This is a genomic window from Enterococcus sp. AAFC-DPL-5182 (assembly GCF_058216605.1).
The window spans coordinates 2,504,013-2,518,587 of sequence record NZ_CM177101.1 but is presented as its reverse complement, the minus strand read 5'-3'; the positions used below and the strand labels follow the sequence as shown (position 1 = coordinate 2,518,587).

Here is a 14,575-nt window from a genome sequence, read left to right as displayed (position 1 = left end):
GAACAGTGGTAAGTTGATAAGAATAGTGACTGCATAACAAACCCGCAGAAGTTCTTATACAACTTTTCTAGTAGAAAGGAGAGATTTAAATGTCAACAGGTTTAGTAGTATTGATCGCGATTATCGCTTTATTAGCAGGTGCAGCAGGTGGATTTTTCCTTGCGCGCAAATATATGCAAGACTATTTTAAAAAGAATCCTCCCGTTAATGAGGAAATGTTACGAATGATGATGATGTCTATGGGACAAAAACCTTCTGAGAAGAAGATTCGTCAAATGATGCAGCAAATGAAGAACCAAGGAGACAAATAGGTTTTTTGATTGCTATTCAGAATTCAAGAGCACAACGGGCCGATTTTTGGTCCGTTTTTTTTGCACTTATTTTTCAATAAATGAAAGGAGTTGTATTAAAATGGCAAAACAACAAATGAAAGATGTGAGCGCACACTAGTCAAATTAGAAGAGGAGAATGATAGATGTCTATATTTAAAAAATTAGGGTGGTTTTTCAAACAAGAGAAAAAAAGTTATATAATTGGGGTCTTTTCACTAGTGATGGTGGCACTTGTTCAACTAGTTCCGCCAAAAGTGATTGGAATCGTTGTTGACAAAATCGCTGCAAAAGATCTGACGATCAAACCTATCTTATTTTGGGTGGGTGTGCTGTTAGCGGCAGCTTTAGCGCAATATATTTTTCGTTATATTTGGCGAATCTATATCTGGGGGAGCGCTGCAATGCTGGAAAAGGATTTAAGACGACAATTATTCCATCACTTCACCAGAATGGATAGTGTTTTTTATCAGAAGTATCGAACAGGTGATTTGATGGCACACGCAACCAATGATTTGAATGCAATTCAAAATGTTGCGGGAGCGGGGATTTTAACCTTTGCAGATTCATTGATCACAGGTGGCGCTACGATCATTGCTATGATTTTATTTGTTGATTGGCGTTTGACGTTGATTGCATTGATTCCATTACCATTATTAGCAGTGACATCAAGAGTTTTAGGCTCAAAGTTACACGATGCTTTCCGAGATTCACAAGCGGCGTTTTCAACGATCAATGATAAAACACAAGAGAGCATTACTGGGATGAAAGTGATCAAAACGTTTGGTCAGGAAAAAGAAGATATTCAAGATTTTACAGAAAAGATCGATGACGCCATTGTTAAAAATAAACGAGTAAACTTTCTTGATGCATTATTTGATCCGTTTATTACATTGATTATTGGCATTTCTTATGTTCTGACAATCATTATGGGCGGACGTTTTATCATGGAAGGCACGATCACGATCGGTCAGTTGATTTCATTTATAAGTTATATTGGGATGCTTGTTTGGCCGATGTTTGCGATAGGTCGTTTGTTTAATGTATTGGAGCGAGGTAATGCAAGTTATGATCGTGTGAATGAACTGTTACATGAAAAAACGCATATCATTGAGAAAAAAGATGCGATCCAAACACCTGCCAAAGGTCAGTTATCAATGGAAATTGCTCAGTTCACCTATCCTAAAGATGACCATACGACCTTGGAACAAATCAAATTTACAGTGGGTGTTGGAGAAACGTTAGGGATTGTGGGGAAAACTGGCGCTGGGAAAACGACGATTTTAAAATTATTGATGCGTGAATTTGATCATTATAAAGGTCGTGTGACATTTGGCGGTCATGATATTAAAGATTATTCGTTGGATGCTTTGATGACCTCAATGGGGTATGTTCCTCAAGATCATTTTCTATTTTCAATGACGGTACGGGATAATATTCGTTTTGCTAATCCTGATTTTACTGAGCAAGAAGTGGAACAAGCTGCTGAAATGGCCTTTATCAATAATGAAATCAAGGCGTTTCCTAAAGGCTATGATACCTTAGTTGGGGAACGTGGTGTTTCGTTGTCTGGCGGTCAAAAACAACGAATTTCAATTGCTAGAGCGTTGATCGTTGATCCTGAATTGTTGATTTTAGATGATGCTTTATCAGCAGTCGATGCGAAAACGGAAGAAGCCATTCTTTCTAACTTAAAAGAAGCAAGAAAAGCAAAAACGACGATCATTGCAGCGCATCGATTGAGTAGTGTGATGCATGCAAAGGAAATCATTGTTTTAGATGAAGGAAAAATTGTTGAGCGTGGTACCCATCAAGAATTGTTAAGATTAGCTGGATGGTATAAACGAATGTGGGATAAACAACAATTAGAAGCGAAAATCGAAGGGAGTGAAGCATAATGGAAGAAAAATATGAATCAGAATGGACAAAATCAGTACCATTAAAAGAACAAGTCTCAATCGTTAAGCGATTACTTAAATTTGCACGGCCGTTTCGTCATACGTTTTTAACAGCGATTTTATTTGCATTGGTACTGGCTATTATCAATATCATCTTGCCAAGAATCATTCAAACGTTTATGGATGACTATTTAACGCCTAAAACGGCTACTACTCAAGTGATTCTCTTTTTTGCTGGATTATATTTATTTGGTGTGATCGTTAAAAGTATTGTTTGGTTTTTCCAATGGTTTTTATATTCAACTGCTTCACTGAAAACCTATCAGTATATTCGCGTGAAGTTGTTTGAAAAACTACAGACTTTAGGAATGCGTTATTTTGATCAAACTCCGGCAGGTTCGATTGTGTCTCGAGTGACGAATGATACGGAAACATTATTTGAGTTTTGGTATGTATTTTTGATGGTGTTGACGGGGATTTTTGCCGTAGTTTCTTCATTTATTGCGATGTTTCAGATCAGTGGGAAAATAGCGTTATATAACTTGATTTTCTTGCCGATTTTACTGATTGTGATTTGGTACTATCAAAAATTCAGTTCAAGAATTTATAGAAGTATGCGGGAAAAACTAAGTCAATTGAATACAAAGCTGAATGAATATATTTCTGGGATGCAAATTATTCAGCAATTTAGACAAGAGCATCGTTTGGAAAAAGAGTTTGAGGAAACCAATAACGATTATTTACGGACACGCTTTTCAATGATTAGAACGAATTCATTGCTGCTAGGCCCAATCATTAACTTTCTTTATACACTTGCAATTGGTTTAACGTTGACTTTATTTGGCTATGATGCGTTGCATTCTCCTGTAGAAGTTGGCTTGATTTATGCATTTGTGACGTATGTACAGGCATTTTTTAATCCAATGACACAGATGATGGATTTTCTAAGTGTCTTTACAGATGGGATGGTTGCAGGTAGCCGAATTTTGAAAATTTTCGATAACGAAGAGTTGACACCACAACAAAATGTTGGTGCTAATGCAGAAATTCTTCGTGGAAAAATTGAATTTCGTAATGTTAGTTTCTCTTACGATGGAAAGAATAAAGTTTTGAAGAATATTAGCTTTATTGCTAATCCTGGTGAAACTGTTGCATTGATCGGTCATACAGGAAGTGGTAAAAGTTCAATCATCAATGTCTTGATGCGCTTTTATGAATTTTATGAAGGCGAAATTTTGATTGATGATCGCGATATTCGTGATTTTCCATTGTCAGAATTAAGGAAAAAATTAGGATTAGTTTTACAAGATGCATTTATGTTTTATGGTGATATCGCTGGAAATATTCGGATGTTGAATCCAGAGATCACGGATGAGCAGATCAAAGCAGCAGCTGAATTTGTTCAGGCGGATAAGTTTATCGAAACATTACCTAAAAAATACCACGCAAAAGTGATTGAAAGAGGAGCCAGTTATTCGAGTGGTCAACGTCAGCTGATTTCATTTGCTAGAACTATCGTAACAGATCCCAAAATTCTTGTGTTGGATGAAGCGACCGCAAATATTGATACAGAAACAGAAGGCTTGATCCAAGAAGGCTTGGCCAATATGCGTCAAGGTAGAACAACAATTGCCATTGCACACAGATTGTCTACAATTCGTGATGCAGATCTGATCTTAGTATTAGATAAAGGACGAATCGCTGAACGTGGCAATCATGAGAATTTATTGTCTAAAAATGGTCTATACGCAGATATGTATAAGTTACAAAATAGTGATGGTTAAAATAAAAACGATTCAAGGCGAAAACATGTAGTTCGCCTTGAATCGTTTTTTCTTGCTGAATAAAGCTTTTTTGTCAAGTGCATAAAAAAATAAATTAAAAATATTTATAAAAATTATAGAGTATTTATTGAATTTCATTATAGAAAAAAATAATTGTTATGTCATCTGCTCATTTTTTTCTAATTTTTTTCGATTTCTGAACTTTAGATGTTTAACAGTTCGTATAAAATGATAGACCAAGAAAGAAAAATTTTAGGAGGAAGAAACAGTGAAATTGAAAAAAATGATGACATTCTTACTTTGTGGTATGACCTTATCAATGATTACATTGACTGAGCATAGTTATGCAGAAACAAAAGTACCGGAAAAAAGAGCGATCCTTGGAGAAGATACTCGTACAAAGGTGATGGATACAACCAAAGCACCTTATTCTAGTATTGTTTATATTTCAAAAGCAGATGGAGGTTTTGGTTCAGGTACTGTCATTGGAAAGAATAAAGTACTGACGGCAGCTCACGTGGTGACGAGTTTGAAAACAAGTTCGGATATTAGCCGAGCAAACGTAAGCCCAGCCCGCAATGGTTATTACTATCCGTATGGTTCTTTTAAAATAGAATCTATTGATATGCATACTGGCTGGACCGTTCAAAACAATCGTGATCACGATGTTGCGGTTGTTACGCTAAAACCAAATAGTAATGGTAAAAACATTGGAGAGGTCGTACCAATCATTCCTGTAACTAACGTACCAAATATACCAGTCGGTACGAAAGGAAAGTTGCCAGGATACAGCCAAGATAAATACGGAGAATTATGGGAAGGTAGAGGTTCCATTATTTCGCAAACAGCTGAGCGATTATACTACGATATGGACTCTGTTGGAGGAACTTCTGGCTCTCCTGTTTACAATGAAAATAATCAATTGATTGCTGTTCATACATCTGAATATCGTATGGGAAATGTGGCATTCAAAAACGGTGGATCAAAAATTACGGGCTCTAATTATGAATTTATTGCTAAGCATTTAGAGCAAAAAGAAGTTGATACACAAGCACCTAGCCAAGTAACTGGTTTAAGATCATCTAATGTTACAACCAATTCGGCTCAGCTTAATTGGAATCCTTCAACAGATAATGTTGGAGTTGATAAGTATGAAGTATATCGCAATGGCTCAAAAGTAGGTGAAAGTAAAACCACTACGTTTGCAGTCAATGCTTTGATACCAGATACGACTTATACTTTTTCAATTATAGCTGTAGATAAAGCAGGAAATCGCTCTGTTATGTCAACAGGACTAACTGTTCAGACAGAAAAAGAAATCGTAGTGGATACGCAAGCACCAAGTCAAGTAACAGGTGTAAGAGCAAACAATGTAACAAGTAATTCAGCTCAAGTTTTGTGGAATCCTGCGACGGACAATGTTGGTGTCACTAAATACGAAGTGTACCGCAATGGTTCAAAAATAGGTGAAAGCCAAGTAACCAATTTCCAAATGAATAATTTATCAGCGAATACAGCCTACGCTGTATCAATTGCAGCAGTAGATAAAGCGGGGAATCGTTCGGTTTTATCGGCTAATTATATTTTACAGACTGAAAAAGAACCAGAAAAACCAACAGAAAATCAAACAACATGGGTTCAATCAAAAACGTATGTAGCTGGTGACAAAGTTTTCTACAACGGAATTGAATACAAGGCAAAATGGTGGACGCAAGGAAATAAACCAGGAAGTTCTGATGTATGGGAAAAACTAAGCACAGGAGTTATTGAGGAATGGCAATCAAAATTAGCTTATTCTGGAGGTAACGTGGTTTCGTACAATGGAGCAAAATACAAAGCTAAATGGTGGACTCGAGGAGAAGAGCCAGGAAAAGCAACGGTATGGGAAAAAATTTAACTGAATTCAAGTAATTAAACGATTCAACTATAAATCATAATGGCGCTTTTGAAGTGACTTGTTGAATACCATGTGAAGTGGTGGAGCCAAAAAATGACTGAAAAGTCTTTGAGGGATTTAAATAAAGTAAAAAATGAAGGATGGTAAATCAATGAAAATTTCAAATTTAGTAACAGCATTACTTTGTAGTGCAGTATTATCGACTGCAGTGGTTGCAGTAGCACCACAAGCGCAAGCAGCTCATCCTGTGAGAGAAAAATTAACCGAAAATAAATCAAAAGTCAATGATACAACAAAAGGACGCTTCCAAAGTATCGCATTTATTGATGCTAATGGCGTAACAGGGACAGGTACTGTTATCGCTAAAAATAAAGTAATCACTTCATATAATGTAGTTGAAAACTTAAAAAATAGTGAAAACCTAGAAAATGCCTCTGTAACACCTGCTAAAAATGGAGAAAACGCTCCTTTTGGCTCATTCCAAGTTGAGTCAGTCGACTTTGAAGACTCATGGAAAAATATCGCCATTTTGACACTAAAATCAAACGAACAAGGACAAAATATTGGAGAGGTCGTTTCTGTTGTTCCAGTTACAAAAAATCCAACTATTTTAGTTTGTGGTTCTGTAACAATGCCAGGCTATGACGCTGACAAAAAAGGCGAAATGTGGGAAAGCCAAGCAACAATCAGTTACAACATTGCTTCTAACTTTTGGGTTAACCAAGCAAGTAAAGATGGAAATTACGGCGCTCCAATTTTTGACCAACGTGGTAATTTAATTGGTATTCGTACGTTTGAAAAATTTTCAAAAGGCGTTCAAACTAGTGCTGCTAAATTATCAGAACGCAATTATGATTTCATTTCAAAACATTTGAAGTAACATTATTTTTTCTAATATAAAATTGATTGAAATATTTTAAAGATATCGGGGAAGTAAAATGTTTCAATACTAGTGCATCATTATTAAGATAGAAGATAAACATTACTTGGCTCCACCACTTCACATGGTATTTAACATTGTTATTTTGAAAGTACCAATTCATATGATTATTTATTTTGTTTTAGAAAGAGGTTAGACAGATCCAAAGGTCCTAAACTAACCGTTTATTCAGATTCTTTGAGGCTGGGATTTGACTCGTAGAGTTATGTCCTGGCTTTTCTTTTTCCTGATGTAAAAGCGATAGTTTAATGTACAAATCAAAACAAAATCGAAAATCAATTCTTCAAAGGAAAATTTGGGCAGAAATATAGACAATCACTCTTTTAAGTTGTAAAGTAAATGTACTTGAAAAATTCGGAGGGTGAAAAAATGATGTATGATGTAATTATAATAGGAGCAGGACCTGCGGGAATGACTGCTGCGCTATATGCGTCACGTTCTAATCTTTCAGTGTTGATGATTGAACGCGGAGCTCCAGGTGGGCAAATGAATAACACTGCTGAAGTAGAAAATTATCCAGGTTTTGACTCGATCATGGGACCTGAGTTGGCTTATAAAATGTATGAAAATGTTGAAAAATTTGGGACCGAAAATGCATATGGCATTGTGATGGACATCAAAGATCAAGGTTCTTATAAAGAAGTCATTTGTGATGACAAAACGTATCAAGCAAAAACGGTAATTATTGCAACAGGTTGCGAACACCGTAAATTAGGTGTGAAAGGTGAAGAAGAATTTGCTGGCCGTGGTGTTTCTTACTGCGCAGTTTGTGATGGCGCCTTTTTCCGTAACAAAAAACTTTTAGTGATTGGCGGTGGTGATTCAGCCGTTGAAGAAGCTATTTACCTAACACAATTTGCTTCAGAAGTTGTGATCGTACATCGTCGTGACGAATTACGTGCACAAAAAATCATTCAAGATCGTGCGTTTGCTAATGAAAAAATTTCTTTTGAATGGAATACTGTTTTGGAAGAAATCGTTGGGAATGATATGGTCGTAACAGGTGGTCAATTAAGAAATACATTAACTGATGAAGTCAAAGAAATCGAAGCGGACGGTGTCTTTATCTATGTCGGTCTAGATCCTTTAACAGAACCGTTCAAAAAATCTGGATTAACAAATGCAGAAGGTTGGATCGAAACAGATCTTGATATGAAAACAAGTATACCAGGTGTTTTTGCTATTGGTGATGTTCGTGAAAAAACATTACGTCAAATCACAACAGCTGTTGGCGAAGGCGGAATTGCAGGACAACAAGTCTATAAATATATTGAAGATATGGCAGAAGTAGAAGAAGTTAAATAATCAATCATTTTCTTTAAGTACCGCTATACTTTTGATTGATCAAGATCTAGGTCGAAGCTTGATACGTTTTGACTTAGATCTTTTTTATATTATTTAATAGGAGTGGATGTGTGATGAGTCTTGATTTAAACGCAATTGAAGAAATCGTCAATAATGAAAAAAATGCAGGTGGATTTTCTGAGTTGATTCGCGACTTTAAAAAGATCGGCATTGAAAAATATGATTATTTGGTAGAAGTGGGCGTATATCGCTACTATGATGAAACGTCATATATTGAAATCCAACTGAATGGTAAACCTAAAACTGTTGCTGAGACAGAGTCTTTGGCAGAAATAAAACAAGCAGTTTTAAAAGCACAAGCTGGTGAGATTACATTTGAAAAATTTACAGAGCTTGCTGGATTTGCAGGAGTAGCCTTTTGGCGTACAGATTTATTGGCTATGAAGGTGGATTATTTTGGTCAAGGCGGGGACATTCTTTTAAGTGAACCAATTCCGCAAGTTTAAAAAATTATCTAGACAGTTGTCGTGAGTGTATATCTATTATTGAAGTATTTCCTGTTAATTCCTATTTTTAATGGTAAAATTAAAGATGAGAGTAGAAAATGATGAGCAAAAATAAACTTAGTATTTTTAATTATTATTAAAAAAGGAGTGAAATAATAATGATGGAATATGAAAAAGATTGGTTTATGAGACAAGTGAAAGCTGCTGTGTTTAACCCTTTTAAAAAAGCGTCAGAAGTTCAAATCATGCCAATGATTCAGGTGACCGATGAAGGAACTGGAGAAAACTATTCGGTCCCAATCCAAAGTTATCTTTCAGAACTGATTTTGATATTAAAAATAAACCAAGCTGAAAATATTTTATTTTTAGAATCGAAAAAAATGACAGACGAACAGTTTTGTGACTTAGGTCATTGGTTTTATGATAGGGTGAACAATTTATCGGATGAAGAATTAAAAGAGGCAAACTTTTCAAGAGAAGAAATCCGTCAAGGAAGAGCTGATTTGGGAGAAATAATGTAACTAAAAATGCCTGTTTTTTTGTTTATTTTTTTTCTTTTGACAATTGTAAAGATATGGACTATGATGAGTAAGGATTCATAACTGAATAATTGTTAGGTGAGGCTCCTATTTGGACACATGCTGCTGCCGCGAAAGAATCGAGAGACTCTTAGTTGGTTGAACAGGAATGATCGTGAAGGTCATTCATAACGTAGCTGATAAGAAATTATCTACGCCCTATAGTGCTAAAGCTCAACGATAGAGAAACTTTTATTTACGTTGCTATTTCACGCACACTCTATTGTTGAGTGTGCGTTTTTGCTGTGAATCACAGCGACTGGCTCCGCCAGAGCTGATGATGAACAGTACTTGGCGACCAAAGGGAGCGAAGTTCCGCAAAAAAGAACAAGCAGCAAGAAGGAAAGCCTAGGTCAGAAACCTCAAGTTCCGAGACTGATAGTAATGCGACTGGCTCCGCCAGAGCTGATGATGAACAGTACTTGGCGACCAAAGGGAGCGAAGTTCCGCAAAAAAGAACAAGCAGCAAGAAGGAAAGCCTAGGTCAGAAACCTCAAGTTCCGAGACTGATAGTAATGCGACTGGCTCCGCCAGAGCTGATGATGAACAGTACTTGGCGACCAAAGAGAGCGAAGTTCCGCAAAAAAGAACAAGTAGCAAGAAGGAAAGCCTAAGCTGGAAAGGCGAAGCTCCGAGACTTGTAATAATGCGACTGGCTCCGCCAGAGCTGATGATGAACAGTACTTGGCGACCAAAGGGAGCGAAGTTCCGCAAAAAAGAAGAAGCAGCAAGAAGGAAAGTCTAAGCTAGAAAGGCGAAGCTCCGAGACTTATAATAATGCGACTGTCTTCACCAGAGCCGAGGCTGAACCGTATCAGAAGTTCAAACAGAGTAATATTTTTTTGGAAAGTTACCCCCTAATAATTACTAAAAAATCCATCGTTTTAAAATAAAGCAAAGAGAGGAAGAATTACATGGAAGACCCCAGTCATTCGAGAAAATTAAATGTAGCCTTCATCTTAGAAACGATGGAATTGAGAGAATGTTTCTTTTTCTATTCTAGATAAGATGAAGTGAGCTAGAACTAGGAGGAAAAGAAAATGATGAACAAAAAAATAGCAGATATGAAGAAAACAACAAAAGATCAAGAATTAAGAAAATTAGCAATGCTTTCTGAACGTGAATTGATGATGGAGCTCCGTACATCAGAAAAAGGATTATCTGAAGAAGATGCCAAAAATCGTTTAGAAGAATATGGTCCAAATGAAGTGTCCGCACAAAAACCAACACCTGCAATTATTATGTTTTTAGAAGCTTTCAAAGATCCCTTTGTTTATGTATTAGCTTTGCTGATGGTCGTTTCAGCTGTAACAAAAGATTTTGAAGCAGCACTTGTCATGGGGATCATGATTTTAGCTAGTGTTATTATTGCATTTATTCAAGAATACCGTTCTCAAAAAGCTAGTTTGAATTTAAAAGAACTTATTGAAAACACAACAGCTGTGACTCGTGCTGGACAAACCAAAGAAATCCCGATGGATGAAGTTGTGCCAGGAGACATTGTAACTCTTGCAACAGGAGACATGATTCCCGCTGATGCTGTGTTGATTTGGACAAAGGATTTGTTTATCAATCAATCGTCTCTAACAGGAGAATCAATGCCAGTAGAAAAATTTGTTGAAGCAGGAATTGATAAAAATTCAGAATCTGTAGCAGCGTTAGATATGCAGGACTTGATTTTCATGGGAACGGACGTATTAAGTGGACAAGGAAAAGCAATTATTTTAAAGACAGGTCAAAATACCTTCTTTGGAGATATCGCTAAAAATGCAACCACACAACGTGGAAAAACTTCTTTTGATATTGGCTTGTCAAAGGTCAGTAAATTTTTACTTCGGATGGTCATGATCTTATTTCCAATCGTATTTTTGATCAATGGACTTACCAAAGGTGAGTGGGGAGAAGCATTTTTCTTCGCAATTGCTGTAGCAGTTGGCTTAACTCCTGAAATGCTGCCGATGATCGTAACAAGCAACTTAGCAAAAGGTGCCTTAAGCTTATCTAAACATAAAGTGATCGTGAAAGAATTACCATCTATTCAAAATTTAGGTAGCATGGATATTCTTTGTACAGATAAGACAGGGACCATTACAGAAGACAGAGTGGTTTTAGTGCAACATTTAGATCCATTAGGTGAAGTCAATGATCAAGTTTTAGATATGGCTTTTTTGAACTCCCATTATCAAACAGGTTGGAAAAACTTAATGGATATTGCTGTGATTAATTTTTATGAGGAAAACAAAAATCAAAGTCCTTATCACTCTGTCACAAAGTTAGATGAAATTCCTTTTGATTTTTCTCGTCGCCGTCTAACTGTTGTAGTCAATGCAGATGGTCATCAATTTATGATCACTAAAGGGGCTGTTGAAGAAATGGAAGCTGTTTGTACACATGCAGAAATCAATGGTGAAATCGTTCTGTTGACACCAGAATTACAAAAAAGAATGCGCGAAGTAAACATTCGGATGAATGAACAAGGTATGCGTGCATTAGCTGTTGCGGTAAAAAAAGATGTTCACAGCGAAGCAATCTATAGTATAGAAGATGAGCAAGGAATGACATTGATTGGTTTTATGGGCTTTTTAGATCCAGCTAAAAAATCAGCGATCACTGCGATCAAGTCATTACATGAGCATGGCGTCAACGTAAAAGTGTTGACAGGTGACAATGATATTGTTGCTAAAAAAGTGTGTAGTGATGTTGGAATTGAAGTATCTCACGTAGTGCTTGGCTCTGAGATCGATAATTTTTCTGATGAACAACTGAAAGAAGAAGTAGAGAAGACAAATTTGTTTGCAAAATTAAACCCTATGCAAAAATCACGAATCATCGAAACGCTTCAAGGGAACGGACATACTGTAGGATTTATGGGAGATGGTATCAATGACGCACCGGCTCTTCGGAAAGCAGATGTTGGTATTTCGGTTGATACCGCCGCTGATATTACCAAAGATGCCAGTTCAATCATTCTATTAGAGAAAAGTCTGAACGTTTTGGAAGATGGTGTGATCGAAGGTCGAAAAGTTTTTAGTAATATGATGAAATATATTAAAATCACAATCAGTTCAAACTTTGGGAATGTCTTTTCAATTTTGATTGCAAGTGCCTTCTTACCCTTTTTACCAATGCTGTCTATTCAATTATTGATTCAAAATTTAATTTATGATATCGCTCAGTTAGCAATTCCTTGGGATAATGTGGATGAAGAAGATTTATTAAAACCTGTCCGCTGGGAAACGAATGGCTTGATGAAATTCACGCTATGCATTGGACCTGTAAGTAGTATTTTTGATATTATGACGTATGCAGTAATGTGGTTTGTATTCAGCGCAAACACGGTCGGTAGTCAACACTTATTCCAAACAGGTTGGTTCGTTGTTGGATTAGTCAGTCAAACATTAGTGGTTCAGATGGTTCGAACTAGAAAGCTTCCATTTATCCAAAGTATTGCATCACCTGCAGTGATTCTTTCTAGTATAGGTGCAGTAGGGTTAGGATTATTGATTGTCTTGACACCAATTAGGGAGGTTTTCGACTTTGTGAAACTTCCTGCTAATTATTGGGGCTGGTTTATTTTGATCATTGTACTATATTTGATTACAGTAGAAGTTGCGAAACGACTTTATATCCATATCACCAAAGAGTGGATTTAATTTAGAAAAAAACGAATTTCATTTTTTTAAAGAGTAATTTTGGGGAAATCAAGATTTTGATTCGTTTATTTAAAAAAATTGTTCATGTGTAAATACCGAAAAATTTCTTTGTGATTGAAGTTGTTATTCGTAAAGAATGAAGAAAAATTATTTTTTAATTATTAATATTCGTTTTTTATGGAACAAAGACAAAATACCCCAATTTTTGTCTTTGTTCTATTTTTTATGTTTTGGAAAAGTCTGTTCATTTTTTAGCAAACAATTTCTAACTTGTGATTTTGCTGTAGCATAACAATGAACCGAGTAACTATAACAGTCTGTTGTCAAAAGATATGATTAGGAAGGCTATTTGTAAAACGGTTTCTTGTTTGTGATTTTAATCACTAACCTTTGGTACGAAAGGTTTCAGGTATTTTAATCAAATTTAAAGAAATGCTCACTTTTTACTTGCTCTTTTATCTGTTTAGTGATAATTTGTAAGTGTAGTCGATAAAAAGTAATACAGTTTTTGACACTGTTTTACTTTTTACGAAAAAAAGAAACGTAACAGAGAGGATTGTGTGACAAAATGGCAAAGGCAAAGAAACAAAAACCTATTGACTTTAAAGCACTTATGGAAAAAGTCGACGCTGATTTCCCAACATTTCAAATTTTAGATAAAGATGGGAAAATCGTAAACAAAGACGCTGTACCGGATTTATCAGATGACGAATTAGTAGAATTAATGACTCGTATGGTTTGGTCACGTGTATTAGACCAACGTTCAACTGCTTTGAACCGTCAAGGTCGTCTAGGCTTCTTCGCACCAACTGCTGGACAAGAAGCAAGCCAATTAGCAAGTCAATTTGCTATGGAAAAAGAAGATTACTTATTACCAGGTTACCGTGATGTACCTCAATTAGTTCAACACGGCCTACCATTAACAGAAGCTTTTCTTTGGTCTCGTGGACATGTAGCAGGTAACCACTATGCACCAGAATTAAATGCTCTACCACCACAAATCATCATTGGTGCGCAATACATCCAAGCAGCTGGTGTTGCTTTAGGAATGAAAAAACGCGGCAAGAAAAACGTTGTCTTCACTTATACAGGTGATGGCGGTTCTTCACAAGGTGATTTCTATGAAGCTATCAACTTTGCAGGAGCATATCATGCAAACGGCGTGTTCATCATCCAAAACAATGGTTTTGCGATTTCAACACCTCGTGAAAAACAAACAGCAGCTAAAACATTAGCACAAAAAGCAGTAGCAGCAGGGATTCCAGGGATCGTCGTTGACGGAATGGATCCATTAGCAGTGTATGCAATTGCAAAAGAAGCACGCGAATGGTCTGCAAACGGAAACGGTCCTGTATTGATCGAAACATTAACTTACCGTTATGGTCCACATACATTATCAGGTGACGATCCAACTCGTTACCGTTCAAAAGACATGGATGACGAATGGGTACAAAAAGATCCATTAGTTCGTTTCCGTAAATATCTAGAAGACAAAGGTTTATGGTCTGAAGAAAAAGAAAATGAAGTAATCGAAAAAACAAAAGAAGAAATCAAAGTAGCAATTGCAGAAGCAGATAAAGTTCCAAAACAAAAAGTATCTGATTTCTTGAAAAACATGTTTGAAGTTCAACCTCAAAACATTAAAGAACAAATTGCATTCTACGAAGCGAAGGAGTCGAAATAAT

Annotated in this window: 10 protein-coding genes and 1 riboswitch; all 10 genes read left to right on the top strand. The window is 36.3% G+C overall.

What is annotated here, in order from left to right:
- The first annotated feature begins 89 nt into the window (after nt 1-89).
- The 10 genes from AC4BB7_RS11715 to pdhA all read left to right on the top strand — a co-directional run bounded on the left by AC4BB7_RS11715 (nt 90) and on the right by pdhA (nt 14,574).
- Nucleotides 90-311 carry a YneF family protein gene (locus AC4BB7_RS11715; RefSeq protein WP_010760812.1) on the top strand — a complete coding sequence of 74 codons (222 nt, stop codon included), beginning with the start codon at nt 90-92 and terminating at the stop codon, nt 309-311.
- 164 nt (nt 312-475) lie between these two features.
- Complete coding sequence (locus AC4BB7_RS11710) at nt 476-2,227, top strand: ABC transporter ATP-binding protein (protein ID WP_490483131.1); 1,752 nt, start codon at nt 476-478, stop codon at nt 2,225-2,227.
- Complete coding sequence (locus AC4BB7_RS11705; protein ID WP_490483130.1) at nt 2,227-4,011, top strand: ABC transporter ATP-binding protein; 1,785 nt, start codon at nt 2,227-2,229, stop codon at nt 4,009-4,011. The genes AC4BB7_RS11710 and AC4BB7_RS11705 overlap by 1 nt, the downstream gene beginning before the upstream one ends.
- 268 nt (nt 4,012-4,279) lie before the next feature.
- Nucleotides 4,280-5,908, top strand: a complete 1,629-nt coding sequence (locus AC4BB7_RS11700) for a fibronectin type III domain-containing protein (protein WP_490483129.1) — start codon at nt 4,280-4,282, stop codon at nt 5,906-5,908.
- A 151-nt stretch (nt 5,909-6,059) separates the two neighbouring features.
- Nucleotides 6,060-6,788, top strand: coding sequence for a trypsin-like serine peptidase (locus AC4BB7_RS11695; RefSeq protein ID WP_490483128.1), 729 nt, complete (start codon nt 6,060-6,062; stop codon nt 6,786-6,788).
- Nucleotides 6,789-7,220: 432 nt separating this feature from the next.
- The gene (trxB, locus tag AC4BB7_RS11690; RefSeq protein WP_490485146.1) at nt 7,221-8,153 is read left to right on the top strand and encodes a thioredoxin-disulfide reductase; all 933 of its coding nucleotides are present in this window, start codon (nt 7,221-7,223) and stop codon (nt 8,151-8,153) included.
- Between the two features lie 113 nt (nt 8,154-8,266).
- Entirely contained in the window at nt 8,267-8,659 is a 393-nt protein-coding gene (locus AC4BB7_RS11685; RefSeq protein WP_490483127.1) for a DUF1398 family protein, read from the top strand.
- Between the two features lie 158 nt (nt 8,660-8,817).
- Nucleotides 8,818-9,180, top strand: coding sequence for a DUF6483 family protein (locus tag AC4BB7_RS11680; protein WP_490483126.1), 363 nt, complete (start codon nt 8,818-8,820; stop codon nt 9,178-9,180).
- 81 nt (nt 9,181-9,261) lie between these two features.
- Nucleotides 9,262-9,430, top strand: a riboswitch (M-box (ykoK) riboswitch).
- 847 nt (nt 9,431-10,277) lie between these two features.
- Nucleotides 10,278-12,890 carry a magnesium-translocating P-type ATPase gene (gene mgtA, locus AC4BB7_RS11675; RefSeq protein WP_490483125.1) on the top strand — a complete coding sequence of 871 codons (2,613 nt, stop codon included), beginning with the start codon at nt 10,278-10,280 and terminating at the stop codon, nt 12,888-12,890.
- A 568-nt stretch (nt 12,891-13,458) separates the two neighbouring features.
- Nucleotides 13,459-14,574 (top strand): pyruvate dehydrogenase (acetyl-transferring) E1 component subunit alpha, encoded by a 1,116-nt coding sequence (pdhA, locus tag AC4BB7_RS11670; RefSeq protein WP_010764467.1) that lies wholly within the window; start codon nt 13,459-13,461, stop codon nt 14,572-14,574.
- The last annotated feature ends 1 nt before the right edge of the window (nt 14,575 follow it).

What these genes read in the sequence shown, in the direction of transcription:
- mgtA (WP_490483125.1), top strand. Translation starts at nt 10,278, where the DNA reads ATGATGAACAAAAAAATAGCAGATATGAAGAAAACAACAAAAGATCAA.
- AC4BB7_RS11715 (WP_010760812.1), top strand. Translation starts at nt 90, where the DNA reads ATGTCAACAGGTTTAGTAGTATTGATCGCGATTATCGCTTTATTAGCA.
- AC4BB7_RS11705 (WP_490483130.1), top strand. Translation starts at nt 2,227, where the DNA reads ATGGAAGAAAAATATGAATCAGAATGGACAAAATCAGTACCATTAAAA.
- AC4BB7_RS11680 (WP_490483126.1), top strand. Translation starts at nt 8,818, where the DNA reads ATGATGGAATATGAAAAAGATTGGTTTATGAGACAAGTGAAAGCTGCT.
- AC4BB7_RS11685 (WP_490483127.1), top strand. Translation starts at nt 8,267, where the DNA reads ATGAGTCTTGATTTAAACGCAATTGAAGAAATCGTCAATAATGAAAAA.
- AC4BB7_RS11710 (WP_490483131.1), top strand. Translation starts at nt 476, where the DNA reads ATGTCTATATTTAAAAAATTAGGGTGGTTTTTCAAACAAGAGAAAAAA.
- trxB (WP_490485146.1), top strand. Translation starts at nt 7,221, where the DNA reads ATGTATGATGTAATTATAATAGGAGCAGGACCTGCGGGAATGACTGCT.
- AC4BB7_RS11695 (WP_490483128.1), top strand. Translation starts at nt 6,060, where the DNA reads ATGAAAATTTCAAATTTAGTAACAGCATTACTTTGTAGTGCAGTATTA.
- pdhA (WP_010764467.1), top strand. Translation starts at nt 13,459, where the DNA reads ATGGCAAAGGCAAAGAAACAAAAACCTATTGACTTTAAAGCACTTATG.